Origin of the sequence: Agrobacterium sp. LAD9, assembly GCF_003031125.1 — a bacterium.
GTDB lineage: Bacteria > Pseudomonadota > Alphaproteobacteria > Rhizobiales > Rhizobiaceae > Agrobacterium > Agrobacterium radiobacter.
Genome location: NZ_PHGS01000025.1, coordinates 552,155 through 568,770 on the forward strand (window position 1 = coordinate 552,155; position 16,616 = coordinate 568,770).

The window sequence follows — 16,616 nt, forward strand, 5'->3', positions numbered from 1 at the left end:
CTGATGTGTCGGGGCTTCGGTGAATTTGTATTCGAATGTAAAAGCCGCCACCGGCGCACGGCCGCGAAAGCGAAGCCCGCCATTTGTCACTGCGCATAGCGCGTGAAGACGAAATCATGGTCCTTGACGTTGCCTTCGTGGCAGGAGAGACAGGTCTCATGCTGTGCGGCATCCACCGGTTTGCCGTTGACAAACCGCCCGAAGCCCCAGCCGTGGCTGCCGGCATATTTCTTGGAATCTTTCACCATCACCTGCACGGTGGTTGCCGCTCCCGGCACCGTGGCCGGCGGAAACTCGGTGGATTGCTGCCGCTTATAGGCAAGCTTCACCAGTATCGAGCCATCGGGAAAGGGCAGGGTTCCGCTCCTGTAGGCGTTGACGGCGATATCATTTGCCAGAACAGCGCGAAGCTCGTCCAGCGGCGGCGCTTCCTGCGCGGGCGCGATGAACTTCCAGTCACGATATCCTTCGGGAAGAGTGACACCATAGATGGGAGAGGCGTTTTCCGGCGGCGTGTCCGCAAGGCTCGAATAAGCGGCCCCAAAACCTGCTCCCGCAACCGAGAGAGCGACGGCAAAGAAAATCTGGCTCTTCATGAAACATCCTGCCTGATCCGAAAAAGATCAGGCAATGATCTGCGCCGCAGGTATCCGGCATGTTTCATGAAACCCGCATTTATGTATCAGATCGTAGCAGGGAATGTGCCCATCAAGCCTGTGGCGAGATCAGCCTTTCCGCGACGCATTCTTCATCGTTTTGCCGCTTGCGACAGCAAACCAGCGTCGCCGGCCAAGAAACATTTCCGGTGTGGCGGCATGCAGATGCGCAGGAACGACAGTGCGATACCGAGAGCGGGGGACCGGGAGCGTTAAAAACGTGCGTGCTGGCGTCAGGCAACGCCAGCACAATTGCGCGTAATCAGGTGCCTTGCCTCCAAAGGGTGCGAGGAGGAAAAGGCAAATAATCAATCAGGACGCTGCAGCAAGGCCAGAGCGACCGTGGATGCCGCCAGGATCGCGGTCAGCGCCAGCGGCGCAGTTGCACCGTAGGAATCCACGATATAGCCGCCAAAAACCGCACCGATACTGATGGCCACCTGAAAGGAAACGACCATCAGGCTGCCTGCTGCTTCCAGGGCGTCGGGTGCGCCGCGGGAAAGGTTGGTCGGCAGCACCACAGGCGCCATGCCGAAGGCAAGACCCCAAAGGGCGACGAGAGCAAATGCGGCACCGGTATGAACACCCCAGACAACGAGGGCGATCGTCGCAAATGCCATCAGGGCGGCGGTAACGATGAGTGCGAGGCGGATACTGGTGTCAGCCATCCGGCCCCCCAGCACATTGCCGATCACGGAGGCAACGCCAAAGCCGAGCAGGGCGAGGGCAATCGGCGTGGTCTCAAGCAGCGTCACCTGTTCGAGGAAGGGACGCACATAGACCGAGCCGGCGAAATGCCCCGTCATCAGCAACAGGATTGCCAGCATCCCCAGTTGAACGCTGCGCCGCCGCGTCAGCCGCAGAACATCGGAAAGACTGTTGCTCGTACTTGCCGGCAGCGACGGCAGGCTGAGTATCTGCAGCAGCATCGCAATTACGGCAAGTCCCGCCGTCATCGACATGGCGATGCGCCATCCCAGCCAGTCGCTGATCAAGGCGCCCATTGAAGGGGCAGCGATGGTGGCAAGCGAAACGCCGAGGGTGACGATAGCCATGCCGCGCCCGGTCGAGTTTGCGCCAACGAGCCGTGCAACAACCGCAACCGAAAGCGCCCAGAAACCGCTGAGCGCGATACCCAATCCGGCCCGGCCCACCAACAATAGCCAGAAATCGCTCGCAAATGACGCGAGAATGTTGGAGCCGATCGCCAGCGCACTAAGACCGACAAGCACGCTCTTGCGGTTTAGTTTGCCGATGAGAACGTTGCTCAGCAAGGCTGTCACGGCGCCCACGGAAGCTGTAGCCGTAACAACCTGCCCGGCCGTACCCTCGGTGATGCCAAGATCGCGCGCCATGGGCGTCAACAATCCCGCTGGCAGAAACTCGGCCGATACCAGCGCAAAGCTGGTGGCCGCCATCGAAAGAACCGCGAACCAGGTCGCAGCGGTCCATGCGGGTTGCTCGGCAGCCTCTAGGCCAATTGTTGCCCCATCAAATTCTGATGTCGTGTCCGTCATGGTCTCTCTCCTTGAGTTGGGAGAGTTTTAGACGAATTTTTTCGGATGATATGTATCTAAAAATCCGAATTTCATGCCTATTCCTCCGAAATTTGTGCGTTGCACAACGTTCGGATGTGAATGTGAGCAGTCGCGTGTCTCGGATGTTGATGGTTACAGACTGAAAGGTTTTGCCGAACCTGTTTCTCGATTGTCATTGCGAGTGGCTGCACTAGCGGTGGCTGCACTAGCGAATGACAGGCAGTCTGGGTTCGAAGGGGGCAGACTGGACGATAGCTGAGTTGGTCGCCCCATAAGGAACTATTCGGTCAATCACGGCCTCCATCTGCTTCACGTCGCGAACATGTGCGATCGCAACGAAACAGTCGTCCCCCGATACCCTGTCACATCTTACAATTTCAGGCGTGTCACGGAGCGCCTCAATCATATTCTTCATCTCTCCCGGGAGAGGGCGCGCACGGATCATGATGGTCAGCGCAAGGCCTAGCTTGCTCGGATCCACGCGCGCGCCATAGCCGGTTATCACACCCCTGTCTTCCAACCGCCGAACCCGCTCCGCAACGCTTGGCGCTGAAAGTCCGACCTGACGCGCCAGCTCCGCATTCGACAGGCGAGCATTTTCGGACAGTTTTGTCAGAAGGCGTGCGTCGATCTCATCAAATCCGCCTCCCGGTTCCCCGTTTCTATTCTGAATGTACATTAGCTTTCTTACCTATGATCATATGGCTTATTCGGCTGTTTTGGCATTCAATCTGTATTCAAAGTGGAGATACATCTTATTATCATGGCTGCATGAGTAATCCAACGTCATCCGCCCCGCCGCCATCGCGGTTAACCCAAACAGTTGAGAGGGTTCCGCCGCACCTCTGGTTCAGCGTTTCGGCAGTTTTTCATTATCTGGGGCCGTCATTTGCCGTCCTGCTGTTTCCCGCTGTGGGCGTCCTCGGCGTTGCATGGTTCCGCATCTCTTCGGCCGCATTGATCTTTGCGCCGTTCACCAAGCCATGGCGCACCTTCGCGCGTGCCTCGTCACGCGAACGGCTGCTCCTTCTGTCACTGGGCGCTTGTCTCGCGGTGATGAACTCCGCATTCTATCTGGCGCTTGACCGTCTACCGATCGCCCTCGTTGCGGCAATGGAGTTTGTCGGAACGATTGGAGTAGCGCTTTGGGGCCTGCGAACTGGCAGAAACTGGCTCGCTTTCGCACTGACAGTCTTCGGCGTTGCTCTACTGATCGACGTGCCCTGGCTGGTCGGTCTGGGTGGCGGTGGCGAGTGGTCCGCCGACCCACTCGGTCTCGTCTGGGCATTTGTGAACGGCGCTCTCTTCGTTCTCTACATCGTGCTTGGGCACAAGATTGCAGAGGGGGGAGCAAATAAGGGCGTAGAACGTCTGGGCGCAGCCATGGCAGCGGCCTTTATTTTTGTGATCCCGATCGGATTTCTGGATGCGCTCAATGCCTTCGGTGTGCCACTTTTGGTGCTCGCGGGGATTGGGGTCGGTGTCTGCTCCTCGGTTATTCCCTATGTCTGTGACCAGTTTGCAATGTCGCGTCTGCCACGTTCCAGTTTTGCGTTGCTCCTGGCTCTCCTGCCGGCAACGGCGATGATCATCGGCGTGGTTGTCCTGCGACAGATACCCGAATTTATTCATCTCGCCGGCGTTGCATTCGTCATGCTGGGTGTCGCGATACATAGGCCGAACAAGGCTGAAATTCAGTGAAAAGAGAGGGCCACACGATGCTCGATACTGCCACAGTCAATGCCGTCCTCGACCATGTCGATGCGGGCCTCGACCAAAGCCTGGAGCGTCTGCAGTCATTGTTGCGTATTAAATCGATCTCGACCGATCCCGCCTTTTCGGAGGACTGCAAGGCAGCCGCACGGTGGCTTGCCGACGACCTTATTGCAGGTGGGTTTACGGCCTCCATACACCACACGCCCGGGCACCCCATCGTCGTCGCCCGCGACGACCGCGATGGGCCAGGTCCCCACGTACTGTTCTACGGCCACTATGATGTTCAACCCGTCGACCCTCTCGATCTTTGGAGCGTCGACCCGTTCGAACCGCATGTTAAGACTCTTGCCAGCGGCATCAAGGTTATCACCGGCCGAGGAGCCTCCGATGACAAGGGCCAGCTCATGACCTTCATCGAAGCATGCCGCGCGTGGCGTCACGTCGTTGGCGAGTTGCCGGTCAGGGTCTCTCTGCTTCTCGAAGGTGAGGAAGAGAGCGGCGGCAAGAACTTGCCGACCTTCATTGAAGCGAATGCAGAAGAGCTGAGCGCCGACATTGCACTCGTTTGCGATACGGACATGTGGGATCGTCAAACACCTTGCGTCACCACGATGTTGCGCGGGTTCGTAGGCGAAGAGATTACCGTCGCCTGCGCCAACAGGGATCTGCATTCGGGCATATACGGTGGCGCCGCGCGCAATCCTAACCATCTGTTGGCCGAGATCATCGCGTCGCTGCATCATGCCGATGGGCGTGTTGCGCTAGAAGGTTTCTATGACGATGTTGTCGAACTGCCGGCCAGGATCAAAGAGCAATGGATTGGCCTCGGGTTCGATGAAAATGCGTTTCTTGCCAGTGCCGGTCTCTCCATTCCCGCAGGTGAACGAGATCGCTCGGTGCTTGAGATGCTTTGGAGCCGCCCAACCTGCGAGATTAACGGCATGACCGGTGGTTATGTTGGCGAAGGGTTTAAAACCGTGATCCCTGCCAAGGCCAGCGCCAAGGTTTCCTTCCGTCTGGTCTCGGACATGGATCCTCGAAAAATCCGTGAGTCGTTTCGGGCCCATGTACGCGCCCGCATCCCCGCCGATTGTTCCGTGACCTTCACGGATCATGGCGGCAGTCCGGCGCTAACCGGGCCCTTGGAGGGCTCGCTCCTCGATCAGGCTCTCACCGCGCTCACGCGTGAATGGGGCAAACCTGCCGTCATCATCGGCGATGGAGGCTCCATTCCCGTTGGCGGTGAATTCAAGCGCATACTGGGCATTGAAACCCTCTTCATCGGCTTCGCCCAAAACGATGATCGCGTTCATTCGCCCGACGAGAAATACGACCTTGCGAGTTTCCATAAAGGTATTCGCAGCTGGGTTCGCTTGCTTGACGCTTTTGCCCAATAGGGGATTTTCAGAAGGGGGCTAGATCGTACTCGAACTCATCTCGTACGCCAAAATCGAAACAAGCCGCACCGGGTTTACCGTGGATTGCGCCATTGATATCCAACGCGAGTTCCATCGCTATAACAGCGACAAAGGCGAGCCCATTCACATCCGCATTGGGCTGGATTGTGGTGAGCCGGTCGAGGACAGCAATGATGTCTTCGGCACGACCGTGCAACTGGCAGCAAGGCTTTGCGCCGTCGCTGAGAGCGATCAAATCCTGATATCGGACAAGACCTTCCAGGAATATGACATCGCTGGTGTCCTTGTGCATGGTGATCAGTTACAGACTGAGAAGACAGGGAAACGGCGGGACGATTGCCAAAAGGCTTGGCCGCCGTTTCGAATTGCGCGGTGGATTTGTACTGACAATCGAACCTAGCCCGCAGCACAGGCAATCTATCCGTTCGCACCGCTCCGCTTCGCGCTGATATCCGCCGATGCGGGTTCTCCGGTCGTCGCCGCCGGATCGATCGATTGGCGGGCCATGAAGGCTTCACCCCATTCATGAAGACTGGTGAGGACAGGCACAAGCGTCTTCCCAAACGGCGTGAGTTCATACTCGACCCTCGGCGGCACCTGCGCATAGACGTGGCGCAGGACAATGCCATCGGCCTCCAACTCACGCAGCTGGAGCGTCAACATGCGCTGTGTCGTGTTCGGCATGAGCCGCACCAGCTCCATGAACCGCCTCCTTTCCGGCAGGAGGTGGGAAAGGATCAGCGGCTTCCACAACCCCCCGATGACCGCCATCGTCACTTCGACGGTACAGCCGCTTTTGCTGTCAAGACGTTTCGGTCTCATCTCAGTTATACCTACATAAATGATAGTACATGCTATAATTGTACGTTCTTGTGATCATGAATGCAACCACATAGATAGCTGTGGAGGGATGCGACGCGCCAAACCCGCCGGCAGGAGCCGGGGCTGTGTTCGTGTCACGTGCCCTCTCGCCCCACTCAGAAAGGAACCGCATTCATGAAAGCCTTCATCCTGCGCAAGCCCGGATACGACCATGTCGAACAGGTCGAGCTTCCCGATCCAGGTGCGCCCGCTCGCGGTGAGATCCGCGTTCGGATCCACGCCAGCTCGCTGAATTTCCACGATCTGGCGGTCATCCAGGGCATACTTCCGGTCGACGAAGGCCGCATTCTCATGCTGGACGGCGCGGGCATCGTCGAGGCGATCGGCGAAGGCGTGAGCGAATTTGCCATCGGCGATGCGGTCGTCTCGACCTTTTTCCCCGATTGGCTGAGCGGCGAACGCAGTGTGGTCAGCTTCGCCTCAACGCCGGGCGACGGGGTCGACGGCTATGCCCGCGCGACCGTCGTGCAACCCGCCGGATTTTTCACTCTGGCGCCGAAAGGCTACAGCCACGTGGAAGCCGCCACGCTGCCGACAGCGGGCCTGACGGCATGGCGAGCCATCGCCGTCGACAATCCGCTGAAGCCGGGCGATACGGTGCTCGTGCAGGGAACCGGAGGCGTCTCCATCTTCGCGTTGCAATTCGCAAAGCACATGGGTGCAACCGTGATCTTGACATCATCGTCGGACGAGAAGCTCGAGCGGGCCCGTGCGCTGGGCGCCGACCACCTCATCAACTACCGGAGCAACCCGGACTGGTCGGCAAAGGTTCTGGAGATCACGGAAGGCCGCGGCGTCGACAAGGTCGTCGAAACGGGAGGTCCGAACACGCTCGCCCAGTCGACACGGTCCTGCCGCGTCGGTGGCCATATCGCAGTGGTCGGCGCTCTCGCGGGCTTCGTGGGAGATTTTCCGTTGACCGAGGTTCTGCTTCGCCAGCAAAAGCTTCAGGGCCTCACCGTGGGGAGCAGAAGCCATCACCAGGATATGATCCGGGCGATCAATGCAACCGGCCTGAAACCCGTTATCGATCGGACGTTCAACCTCGACGACATCGTTGAGGCGTTCCAGTATCAAGAGGCGGGGAAGCATTTCGGCAAGATCTGCCTTTCCATCTGAAATTTCGGATGTGCATGTGTTCGCGGTTGCCCATCCGGCCGCGAACACATCGTCAGGCAGCCGCTTCGGCCCGGACCGGGGCTGGATTGTGGTGAGCCGGTCGAGGACAGCAATGATTTCTTCGGCACGACCGTGCAATTGGCAGCAAGGCTTTATGCAGCCGCTGGTATCGGACAAGACCTTCCAGGAATATCGTGCATGGCGATCGTTACAGACTGAAAAGGATTTGCCGAGCCGGTCCTCGCCTATCGTTGCGAGTGGTTGCACTCGCTAGTCGGATGCAAAAAAAGAACATCAAAGTGTAACCGGTGTTCTGCCTCCACTTTGTCTATGAGCCCGCTTGCGGATTGTTAAAGTGCTGGCTAGCTCTTCATCAACGACGTAAAACTGCTGAGATGGAAACTGACATTCTGCCTCATCCAACGTTGGCTGCTATTGATCAACGCGCGCGGGCGCGTTTGGCAAGCAGAGCGGATGTTGCCGCGGTACGATCCGACAATTCCTTCGCAAGACGGGCTTCCCGAAGGCGCAGGGTTTTTGCATCGCGGGATTGCGCAATGGAATCGAGCTCTTCAAGCGCTTTTTCCTTTGCGAAGAACGGTGCCTGGATATGGCCGAAAGCGATCTCGGCCTTCTGGCGGGAAATACTGTATTTTTCTGTCATGGGTGTTCCGGTGATAGGGCTCGGCCAGCGAGCGAAAAACAAAAGGCCAGGCAATTTGCCTGGCCTTGATTGGGTTGGTGTGCTTCCGGCAGTGCCAGTACATCCGTGGTCAAAGGGAAGCGCAGACCCGTTAGGCAGCTTGCAGATTGCAGGCCGACATTTTGCCTGACTTGTTGTCGCGCTCCAGCTCGAAGCCGATCTTCTGACCTTCGACGAGTTCGCGCATGCCTGCGCGCTCGACGGCGGAGATATGGACGAACGCGTCAGCGCCGCCATTGTCAGGCTGAATGAAGCCGAAACCCTTGGTGGAATTGAACCATTTAACTGTGCCAGTGGTCATGATGAACCCTTTCATAGCAATAGAGAAACCACAGCACTCAGGCGCTGCGGATGGTGATAGCGATTTTGAAAGGAAGGTTCGTTCAGAACGCGTTGCCAGTCGCGCGATAAGCAAAGCTCAGCAAGCAAATTCGATTGCCCCTTATATACAGCCCTTGCCGGAGTGTCAACCATTGGTTTTTCTTGAGTGCTTCATCTCGTTAAAAGGTTGTGTTGCCGCGCGCAACGCTACGGCCCCGTCGCCTTGTTTTCCGCGCAATCCGGGCGCATGATCCGGTTTCGTCGTGCTGGCAGCATGACGCTGCGGTGTCAGAGAGGCGCCGTCTTCTTTTCTCCGTCCGATAGCGAAAATTCGCGCCAGCGGTGCGACGTCATTTTTTGCCACGCCGCGAAGTTTTCACCCATTGCGACATGCGACTGCCAGATGGTGGCCGATCGTACATCATCAGCCATTTCTTTAAAGCCTCCGCATGGCATCCATCCGGGGAGACTCCAATCGAGACGTAGAATGAAACGGCTTCACGCGGACGAAATCCGCGTGTGAGTTCCATATGAAAGGCAAGTCCATGGACACGTATAACGAACACAGGCGCCAGGCGCTCAGGATAGAAGCCTGGGAGAACGAAGGCGGCGCTTTAGTCGCCGATACGCTCGAGACTCAATATGGAAGAAGGATAGAGAGGGATCAAAGCTGGACGATATACCATGTGTTCACCGGCGTGCCGGTACGCATAGGTGGCCGCAGGCTGACGGATCTCAGCATAGCGGAAGCGACCGATGGCATGCTGTCGCTCAACCGGCGTAACGCCTTGCGAAGGGAAGAGCGCAACAGGTGCCAACCATGACACTTGCTTTCCCCAACTCGGCCCGCAGTTTTGATGAGGTGCGCAAAGCCGTTCGCTTTTTCGGCCATGACGGCATGTTTGAAATCCGGTTTTTTGTCGAGGCGGAGGCGCTCGCCAAGGGCCGGGGACATGCCATGGGCATGTCGGAAGCCCAATGCCTTTCGACTTTCGACGCGATGCGCACGCCCATCTATGCGGCGGCGAAGAAGGTCTACGCCAAGTATAAGCGCAATATGAATATCCTCACAGCCTCAGACCTTGGCTAGGCAACTGCGCCTGATCCCCCTTCGCCGGGATTACCCATGCGGCAATCCTCGAGCATGGCGCAATTATGGAACGACACGCGGGCTGACGTCCGCGCTTGCGCCATCAAGAGCCAATGCCTCATCGATCTCGGCTGATGATACCTGCAGGAACTGGCGTCGGGTCACCGCGATGGAAATTGCGGGAATCTCAAGGTGGGTTGCCACCCGGCGATATGCCGTGAAGCTCAAGCCTTCTATCAATTCCTCGTCTACGACCAGGCGATATGTGCCCGCTCCCAAGGGTTCCGTAAGGGCCTCCAGACGGAACGGATGCATGAATGTGATTTCGGTCTCTGTGGTTCTTTCGATCATTTCGAACACCGCTTTCCGTTGCGTTGAACCGGCGCATTTGCAGCCAGCTATCGCAACTATACTCCGAAGAGAATGTAGACGATCAGCGCAACGCTTGCCGCAGACAAGACGTAGCCAGCCACAGTTACGAGATTATGTTTCGTCGGTTGGTGAAATATGGAAGACATGGCGTCCTCCTTTGTCGGGGCCAGGGTATTCAACCCTTAAACAGCAGCGCCCGTAATATGGCTGCTGGAGCAATCATAATGGACCTGTTCCGCTCGTTTAGCAATGAAGCAATTCGGTAGTTTGGAGGCACTGATCGAAGGCCTTCGGTCTCTGTCGCAAGAGCCGCGGTGCGCGCTCGGAGCTCAATGACAACTGTTCGGTTTATGCTCCGTCCCGCCCCCGGGCGTGGATGGTTGTTAACTGGACACCGCTGTCTTCCGCAGGCTCTTTCGTCGGGAAATGGGAATGTCGCCGGCGCTTCCGGATATCCATTCAGGTAGACATGCATCACCTTGAAAAACCGCAACAAATGCAAGCTTGTCTCTTTCAGCGATGAACTCGCGACGCGCCTTCCCCACCTGCGAAACCTCCTAAGCCCGCGCCTCCAGTACCATGTTGAAGGGCCCCGTAAAGGCCCGCCTGACATGGGTAAACCCACCCGAGCGGATGACCTCGGAAAGCTTCGCTTCCCCAGCCTGAGCCCCCAATCCTTCACCAACCTCCTGGTCAAGTGAAGTCGGCACGCAGATCATGGTTGAGGCATTGTAGTAAAGGCGGCCGACAGGGTTCATATTGTCCTTGGGGCGGTCGCCCGCGATGGGCTCGACGATCATCCAGGTGCCGTCCTTTTTGAGAATGCGCGACATGTGCCCCGCGCACCCACGCGGATCACCCATATCGTGCAGACAGTCGAAACTGGTGATGAGATCGAAGTCCGTATCCTTGATGTCCTTGGCCGTCGCCGCGACGAACTTCACCCGGTCGTCCACTCCATGGCTTCGGGCATGTTTGTTCGCCTCTTCTATAGATGGCTCGTGGAAGTCGTAGCCGATGAAGCTGGCGTTGCGATATGCCTCGGCCATGAGAATTGTCGAGAAGCCAACGCCACAGCCGACATCGGCCACCTTGGCCCCTTTCACCAGCTTGTCCTCCACGCCCTGAAGGGCAGGCAGCCACGATTGCACGATATTGTTCACATATCCCGGCCGAAAGAACGCGCCCGTCGCGCAGAACAGGCAACCTGCGGTGTCTCCCCACCGCACCCCGCCGCCAGTGCGGAAGCTGTTCTCAACCTTCGGCTCTCCCTCGATCATCGCGGCCACCAGATCGAAAGCGCCTTCCAGATAGACGGGGCTGTCCTTGTTGACGAAAACCATCGCCTGCTCGGGTGAGAGACTGAACATCTCGGAACCGCTGTCGTAGTCGATGTACCCGTTCGCAGCCTGTGCCAGCGCCCACTCCCTGACATATCGCTCAGAAAGGCCGCCAGAAGCCGCCGCCAGGCCTGCGGAGGTTACCGGTCCGACGCGATGCAGCGCATCGAAGAGGCCCAATCTCAAACCGATCCTGACAGTAGGAACGCTGAAGGCTCCTCCGAGGTCGCCCAGCATTTTGCCAATAAAAGAGTTTAGTTTTGTTTCGTCGAGCTGTGTCATCGCATTCCCCCCAATAAGCTTCGTTGGCGGGCAAAGGCTGACCGCAAATTGATTGCGTCAGTGAATGCTCGTAGACCATGTAACATAGCCGAATGCCGCGAAATTGTCACGCGAACGACTATCGCCCTTTCCGGTAGTCCGTTCCTGTTCAGGGTCACCCACACGGGCGATAGACGATGGTGACCTTCCAGGAATATGGCGACGCTGATGTCCGCGTATGTGGTGATCGTTACAGACTGAAAGGATTTGCCGAGCCGGTCCTCGCCTATCGTTGCGAGTGGTTGCATTATTAGCTGCACAATTTGATAATCGGGCGTGAAGCTGTTCCGCTCGTTTAGCAATCAATCAATTTCCGAGGGCGAAGAACCGATCCTTGCCCCTAAAATTAGACGGGAGTCTGTCGCTGGACTACGCTACTCAACTACCTTGAATTCGACACCCGATTCTCTCAATAACCGAACAAATGTACTTACATTCTTGAAGCCCTTGGCATCTCGCGTGAGCGAAAACCGAATTCTTTCTCGCGCACGCGACAGGGCAACGAAGAATACGTTTATATCGTCGTTGTTATTCCAGAATGCGTCGTCATTGAGTTCCGTGAATATTACTGTGTGATATTCCAGCCCTTTTGACTTATGAATAGTCATGATTTTGACTGCGCCGCGACCTTCCACGTTGTCAATAAAGATGTTCCAATTTGCTACCCCCACGCCGCACTCCGCAAAGAAAATGGCTGATGCCGTGATAATGGAATCGAGGTAATCGCGGTTCTGGTAATCGTTGTAAGTCCGAGCGAGTTGCTCGCGACGTTCATTCGGAAAAGCAATCTGTATTATCTCGCCGAAATCCGCCTCTGAAGGTTGTACGTCCTTGGTCAACACCGCGGTCGCAGTGACCAGTTCTTGAACTAGCCTAAGGCTTCTTGCTGTTCCTCTGTCCGTTGCAAGATCTATGCCCTCCAAGCTCGCCAGAATGTCACGGCATACCTGGAATGGGCTGCCCTCGCGGACGCCATGGACCATTTTAAGAAGAGCCGTCAGAAAATGAAATACCGGCTCTTTTACAAGGTCCTGAATAGTTAAAGGGCCAAGCGATCTTGCATCATTTCGCAGCCGCAAACCTTTCTCGGCAAAATAGGGAGCCAGACGCGTTTCGATGGCGTCCGCTCCAAGACGCGCCAGAATCACAAAGTCGTGTGCGCCTAAAGCGGAATCGTTTGCAAGGGAGTCTCTCACAAAGCGTGCAAGGCCTTCGCCTTCTGCGGCGCGTGTCGGAAATATCCAGCCGTCTACCGCATCCGGTGGAAATTCAGTATTCCTTCGAGCACTTTCAGTGCGCACAGGTTCGGCATCAGTGAACAATCCCGACAGGACATTGATAAGGTCCACAATCTTCGAGTTAGATCGGAAATTGAATAGGAGCTTCCGGTTTGTGGCCGAAAAATCGTCCCCAAATTTATTGAAAATGCCCGGTAAAGCGCCAGCCCATCCCATTATTGCCTGATTGGTATCCCCCACTGCCGTTACCACCGTAGTTGCGTCTTTGAAAATTTCGCGCACCAGATCGTACTGTTGTTTGGTTACGTCTTGGAATTCATCTAAGAAAACATGAGTATACGTACTCGCAATCGCATTCTTCACAATTGGCTGTGTGCCAACGATGTGCGAGGCCAAAAGCAGGACCATGTCGAAGGTAAGGGTCGATGGAACACTTTGGAGACATTCAGCCCACCAGAGCTGCCGAATGCGGTCGCGGGGACTTTGTGCGGCCACTTCAAAATTCGGCAGTCCTCTGACCACGTCTGCTAGCTGGGTTCCGTTAAATGGTCGAATTTCCGGATAGTCGGCCCAGTACTTTCGCTGAAAAGTTGCCCAGCTATCCCGGTTTGGAAAGATGATGTTATAGTTTGGCGAGGGCCTGAGCGGTGGCTCAAGTGCTTCTCTAAATTGATCGAGGGTGCGCTTTGCAAAAGCATGCAAGGTTAATGATTCGAAGCGCCGCGCAGCCTCCGGTTCGCAACGCTGCTGAACACGATCCTTAAGATTGCGGGCTGCATCGACCTTGAAGGCGATCGCTAAAATTCGTTTTGGTGGACTACATAGGCCTGTGTTGAGCAGATATGCGGCACGCTGAGCTAGAAGCTCAGTTTTGCCAGCACCTGGTCCAGCCAGTACAGACAGAGACCTGTCCGATTTGACGACTTCTAGGGCTGTCCCCTCAAGAGATATCCCCGGTGTAGGTTTCCAATCCTCTGGGTTTGCAAACATCAAGGGCTTCCCTTCGCCACCGCAGGCGCAATCAAAGCATTGGCCTTCTCAATCAAAGCCCTAAGCGGTTCGGGACAATCTTTCTTCAGTGTCGCTTGGTCAAGCTTTCCAAATGCGATTAGGTGTGAGCCTGGCTTAGAAGACGATTTGAAAAGAGATTTGTACTTATATAGCTCTTCGTCGCTGAAGTCGTGCTTGACCCGTTTAAGCTCAGTGTTTCCCTTTCCCTTATCGCCGAAAACCGATTTCCTCAACTTTGTTCTTACCACTTTGGCCGCGTCGAATGCGATGTCAGGTGTATAAGTTGATGGAAATGCTTTGAGCATCATCATGTCGAGATCAAGGGGGGAGGAGTAGAAGATGTTGTTGTTTCTTAGCCACTTTATCCAGAGATCGAAATTCTTAGCGTTCAGGGCTGTATTCTCAGGTAGATTGGCAGCTAGGGCATCCACAGTTACCTGAGGAAGTCCTGGGCCGGTCTGGACGAGTTTGGGAATGAATGCCGGGCCTAACGCAGTAAGCCACGTAACAGCATTCCGAAGGCGCCCCATACCGCCGCCATGCCGTCCAAAATCCAAATCCAAAAGCGTGATGTGCGGAATAGAGAGGCCATTCAGCAAACGCCATAGATGCTGCGCATGCCTCCCTCCGATTGACACATATGCGATAAATGAAGGGTCGAGGCTCGTACCCAGCGCCTCTGCTACCTTCGGAACAACAATGCGTTCAGTGTCGCCTTCACCAATGATGACGAGCTTGGCGAAGTAGATTTCAGGGTTCGCCAAAATCACCTGCTGAATGAATTTATCCTCCTCAGTTTTTTCAGCAGGCAGCGGTAATTGGAGTGCCGTCGAACACAGCGTAGATGCATAATTGCGGAAGTACAGCACGTGTCGTGGGTTAACACGCGACAAGATACTCGTCGCGTGGCTCGTTACGATAGACTGCGCTGATCCCGTAGCGTTCAGTGTATCTAGCAGCTTCATCAACCGAGGCAGATAGAAGGGCGACAGATGATTTTCTGGTTCCTCCAACGCGAAGATAGTTAGAGGGGGATGAGCAAAATCGGCGGGTTTAAATCCTTTTAGTGCCTTAGGCAGTGCCTTTTGCATCTCCCAGATAAGGTTGTGTAGTGTTGCTGACAAAGCGAAATAGAGCAAAGACATCTGCCCTTCACTCAACTCGCCGAGTTGCCTCATTGCGCCGCCAGGCGACTTATCAAATTTAAGCGTCAGCTCTCTGATGAGCTTTTCGAACTCCACGGCGATGACGCTGATCTTGGGGGATGCATCATAGTGACCGTCATGTAATGTCGACCAAAACCCATGCAGTCTGGCCGTCACTTCAGTGATTGCATCGGTTCCGTTGAGGTTTGCTTCAAGGTCTTCGGCGAACTTTAGTGATTTTGCCTTGGTTGCGTCTGTCCAGTCTGCAGACCACTCAAGGCGTTGGAGTACATTCTTTAAGGCAAATTGACTAACACCCCTCGAGTCCCGATGCGCCGGAATGTAGACGACTTCAGCGTATTGAGTGGTTCGCCCGCGCAGCGGTGTTTTGCGTTCGTCATCAGCGCCAAATGGGACTGCATCCATGGTATTAACAGAGTAAATCTTGACATCAATATTATCTTCTATTGATTCAGATCGTTCATAAAGGCCCTCAAGTATGAGGCGGACCTTCATAGATTGGTCAGTGGCACTAAAGAACAAGTCATTAAACACTGCAGAGACTTCGTCTGTTGTTTCGAAGCCGAATACCACGTCAATGACAATCTCACGTTTGTCCAGATGAACGGCATCTTCGCTAGGGCCGAAGTGAACGTCCGAACGTCTTAGTTGGCGGTCTGCCGTCGCAGGCGAGAATAGACGTTTAAGCGCTTCGAGAGCAGCTGTCTTTCCAGCCCCATTGTTTCCGACAAAGGCATTCGTTCCAGCCTTTAGTATGAGCTTGATGGGGTCGTCACCGTAGCAACGAAAGTTTCGAACTGTTAGGCTTTCAAGGTGCACCAATTACCCCAATATGGACGTGTTTACTTTATCTTCTTCTTACTCAACTTGGTAGTTTTTTGCAATTATAGCGGGTTTACAAAATGAAAAAACAGATGGAAGTCGAACTTAGATCATGGATGAATCCGACGTCTGAATCGTGCTACTTTCTATTTGAGTAGAAATTTTATTTCCTCTTGCATCCCCGCCCTGTTCGCCTGACCTATACTGCACCTGTTCCGCGATGAACCGGGAGGCATTCCTGTTTTGAAGCTGAACCAAGCGCCGGTTGTGAGAGAAGACGTCTCTCTCATATTTCTGGATCTGAAAGGGAAAGTCCTCTGGTAATGACCTGAGGAGAGATGGAATCTGGTTTGTGGTGGGCCTTTCTATTTCTCCGGAACTCATTGGCTGAAGGATAGTCTCTCTAACAGGCATAAACCGCTGAGGCGGGGCACTGATAAGTGTCATTCATTCCCATAGGCGGCAATTTTCAGTGCCCCGTTGAAATGCCCATCTAGCTGAAAGGCTGATGGCAAAAAGAGATGAAGCTCACAACACGGTCGCAAACGCGTCGCGTGATAGGAAAGGTGTGTTTGATGAGTCTCTACGAGATGTACGTTCTTGCCGCTCGGGCGGATACTGCATTGATGAGGAGAAAGCTGGCGCGATTTCTTTATGCCAGGGCAAAGCTTTGAAATCGGCAGCTCAAGAAGCAATATTTACACAACCATAAGAAGAGCCTGGGTTCGGCGGATACGAAGAGGGCAGGTCAGATGCGATCTGGACGGTCCCATAAACATATATTTATATAATAACCGGCGCATAAACATATAAAATATATGCCGCGATGAATTATATATGCGCGACTGAAGCGGGCAGGGAATCCGCTGATGAAATCGACTTTTACGGCCTGCAATTTGCGGA

General features: G+C 55.2%; 16 protein-coding genes and 2 pseudogenes. 7 read left to right on the forward strand and 11 right to left on the reverse strand.

What is annotated here, in order from left to right; genetic code table 11:
* Positions 1-86: 86 nt before the first annotated feature.
* The 3 genes from DA915_RS23990 to DA915_RS24000 all read right to left on the reverse strand — a co-directional run bounded on the left by DA915_RS23990 (position 87) and on the right by DA915_RS24000 (position 2,873).
* Positions 87-596 (reverse strand): cytochrome P460 family protein, encoded by a 510-nt coding sequence (locus DA915_RS23990; RefSeq protein ID WP_107677515.1) that lies wholly within the window; start codon positions 594-596, stop codon positions 87-89.
* Positions 597-964: 368 nt separating this feature from the next.
* Positions 965-2,173 carry an MFS transporter gene (locus tag DA915_RS23995; protein WP_060723824.1) on the reverse strand — a complete coding sequence of 403 codons (1,209 nt, stop codon included), beginning with the start codon at positions 2,171-2,173 and terminating at the stop codon, positions 965-967.
* A gap of 226 nt (positions 2,174-2,399) precedes the next feature.
* Entirely contained in the window at positions 2,400-2,873 is a 474-nt protein-coding gene (locus tag DA915_RS24000) for an Lrp/AsnC family transcriptional regulator (protein WP_107677516.1), read from the reverse strand.
* A 92-nt stretch (positions 2,874-2,965) separates the two neighbouring features.
* Here DA915_RS24000 and DA915_RS24005 point away from each other — a divergent pair, with 92 nt between their 5' ends.
* From DA915_RS24005 to DA915_RS24015, 3 genes and pseudogenes are all read left to right on the forward strand, one after another.
* Positions 2,966-3,895 carry a DMT family transporter gene (locus DA915_RS24005; protein WP_107677517.1) on the forward strand — a complete coding sequence of 310 codons (930 nt, stop codon included), beginning with the start codon at positions 2,966-2,968 and terminating at the stop codon, positions 3,893-3,895.
* Positions 3,896-3,912: 17 nt separating this feature from the next.
* Positions 3,913-5,307: a M20/M25/M40 family metallo-hydrolase gene (locus DA915_RS24010; protein ID WP_107677518.1), complete on the forward strand. Its 1,395-nt coding sequence runs from the start codon at positions 3,913-3,915 to the stop codon at positions 5,305-5,307.
* Positions 5,308-5,368: 61 nt separating this feature from the next.
* Positions 5,369-5,728: pseudogene (locus tag DA915_RS24015) on the forward strand (adenylate/guanylate cyclase domain-containing protein); the annotation flags it as partial.
* 17 nt (positions 5,729-5,745) lie between these two features.
* Here DA915_RS24015 and DA915_RS24020 read toward each other — a convergent pair.
* Positions 5,746-6,150 (reverse strand): helix-turn-helix domain-containing protein, encoded by a 405-nt coding sequence (locus DA915_RS24020; protein ID WP_107677519.1) that lies wholly within the window; start codon positions 6,148-6,150, stop codon positions 5,746-5,748.
* Between the two features lie 174 nt (positions 6,151-6,324).
* On the opposite strand from DA915_RS24020, the gene DA915_RS24025 reads away from it, so the two are divergent.
* Both DA915_RS24025 and DA915_RS29495 read left to right on the forward strand, forming a co-directional pair.
* Entirely contained in the window at positions 6,325-7,329 is a 1,005-nt protein-coding gene (locus tag DA915_RS24025) for an NAD(P)-dependent alcohol dehydrogenase (RefSeq protein WP_107677520.1), read from the forward strand.
* 75 nt (positions 7,330-7,404) lie between these two features.
* A pseudogene (locus DA915_RS29495) lies at positions 7,405-7,494 on the forward strand (DUF4242 domain-containing protein); the annotation flags it as partial.
* 274 nt (positions 7,495-7,768) lie between these two features.
* Here DA915_RS29495 and DA915_RS24035 read toward each other — a convergent pair.
* The 3 genes from DA915_RS24035 to DA915_RS24045 form a co-directional block, all read right to left on the reverse strand.
* Positions 7,769-7,993, reverse strand: coding sequence for a hypothetical protein (locus DA915_RS24035; protein WP_003504087.1), 225 nt, complete (start codon positions 7,991-7,993; stop codon positions 7,769-7,771).
* A gap of 130 nt (positions 7,994-8,123) precedes the next feature.
* Positions 8,124-8,333, reverse strand: a complete 210-nt coding sequence (locus DA915_RS24040; RefSeq protein WP_003504088.1) for a cold-shock protein — start codon at positions 8,331-8,333, stop codon at positions 8,124-8,126.
* 165 nt (positions 8,334-8,498) lie between these two features.
* Positions 8,499-8,717, reverse strand: a complete 219-nt coding sequence (locus DA915_RS24045) for a hypothetical protein (protein WP_233282790.1) — start codon at positions 8,715-8,717, stop codon at positions 8,499-8,501.
* A 166-nt stretch (positions 8,718-8,883) separates the two neighbouring features.
* Between DA915_RS24045 and DA915_RS24050 the strand changes: the two genes are divergently transcribed.
* Both DA915_RS24050 and DA915_RS24055 read left to right on the forward strand, forming a co-directional pair.
* The gene (locus DA915_RS24050; RefSeq protein WP_080866652.1) at positions 8,884-9,177 is read left to right on the forward strand and encodes a hypothetical protein; all 294 of its coding nucleotides are present in this window, start codon (positions 8,884-8,886) and stop codon (positions 9,175-9,177) included.
* Positions 9,174-9,443 (forward strand): DUF1488 domain-containing protein, encoded by a 270-nt coding sequence (locus DA915_RS24055; protein ID WP_003509676.1) that lies wholly within the window; start codon positions 9,174-9,176, stop codon positions 9,441-9,443. The genes DA915_RS24050 and DA915_RS24055 overlap by 4 nt, the downstream gene beginning before the upstream one ends.
* Positions 9,444-9,506: 63 nt before the next feature.
* Here DA915_RS24055 and DA915_RS24060 read toward each other — a convergent pair whose 3' ends face one another.
* From DA915_RS24060 to DA915_RS24080, 4 genes are all read right to left on the reverse strand, one after another.
* Positions 9,507-9,794, reverse strand: a complete 288-nt coding sequence (locus DA915_RS24060) for a hypothetical protein (RefSeq protein WP_003509678.1) — start codon at positions 9,792-9,794, stop codon at positions 9,507-9,509.
* A 578-nt stretch (positions 9,795-10,372) separates the two neighbouring features.
* The gene (locus DA915_RS24065; RefSeq protein WP_107677521.1) at positions 10,373-11,437 is read right to left on the reverse strand and encodes a class I SAM-dependent methyltransferase; all 1,065 of its coding nucleotides are present in this window, start codon (positions 11,435-11,437) and stop codon (positions 10,373-10,375) included.
* 413 nt (positions 11,438-11,850) lie between these two features.
* Complete coding sequence (locus DA915_RS24075) at positions 11,851-13,704, reverse strand: UvrD-helicase domain-containing protein (RefSeq protein WP_107677522.1); 1,854 nt, start codon at positions 13,702-13,704, stop codon at positions 11,851-11,853.
* The gene (locus DA915_RS24080) at positions 13,704-15,710 is read right to left on the reverse strand and encodes an ATP-dependent endonuclease (RefSeq protein WP_192886647.1); all 2,007 of its coding nucleotides are present in this window, start codon (positions 15,708-15,710) and stop codon (positions 13,704-13,706) included. Before DA915_RS24080 ends, DA915_RS24075 begins: the two co-directional genes overlap by 1 nt.
* Positions 15,711-16,616: the final 906 nt, after the last annotated feature.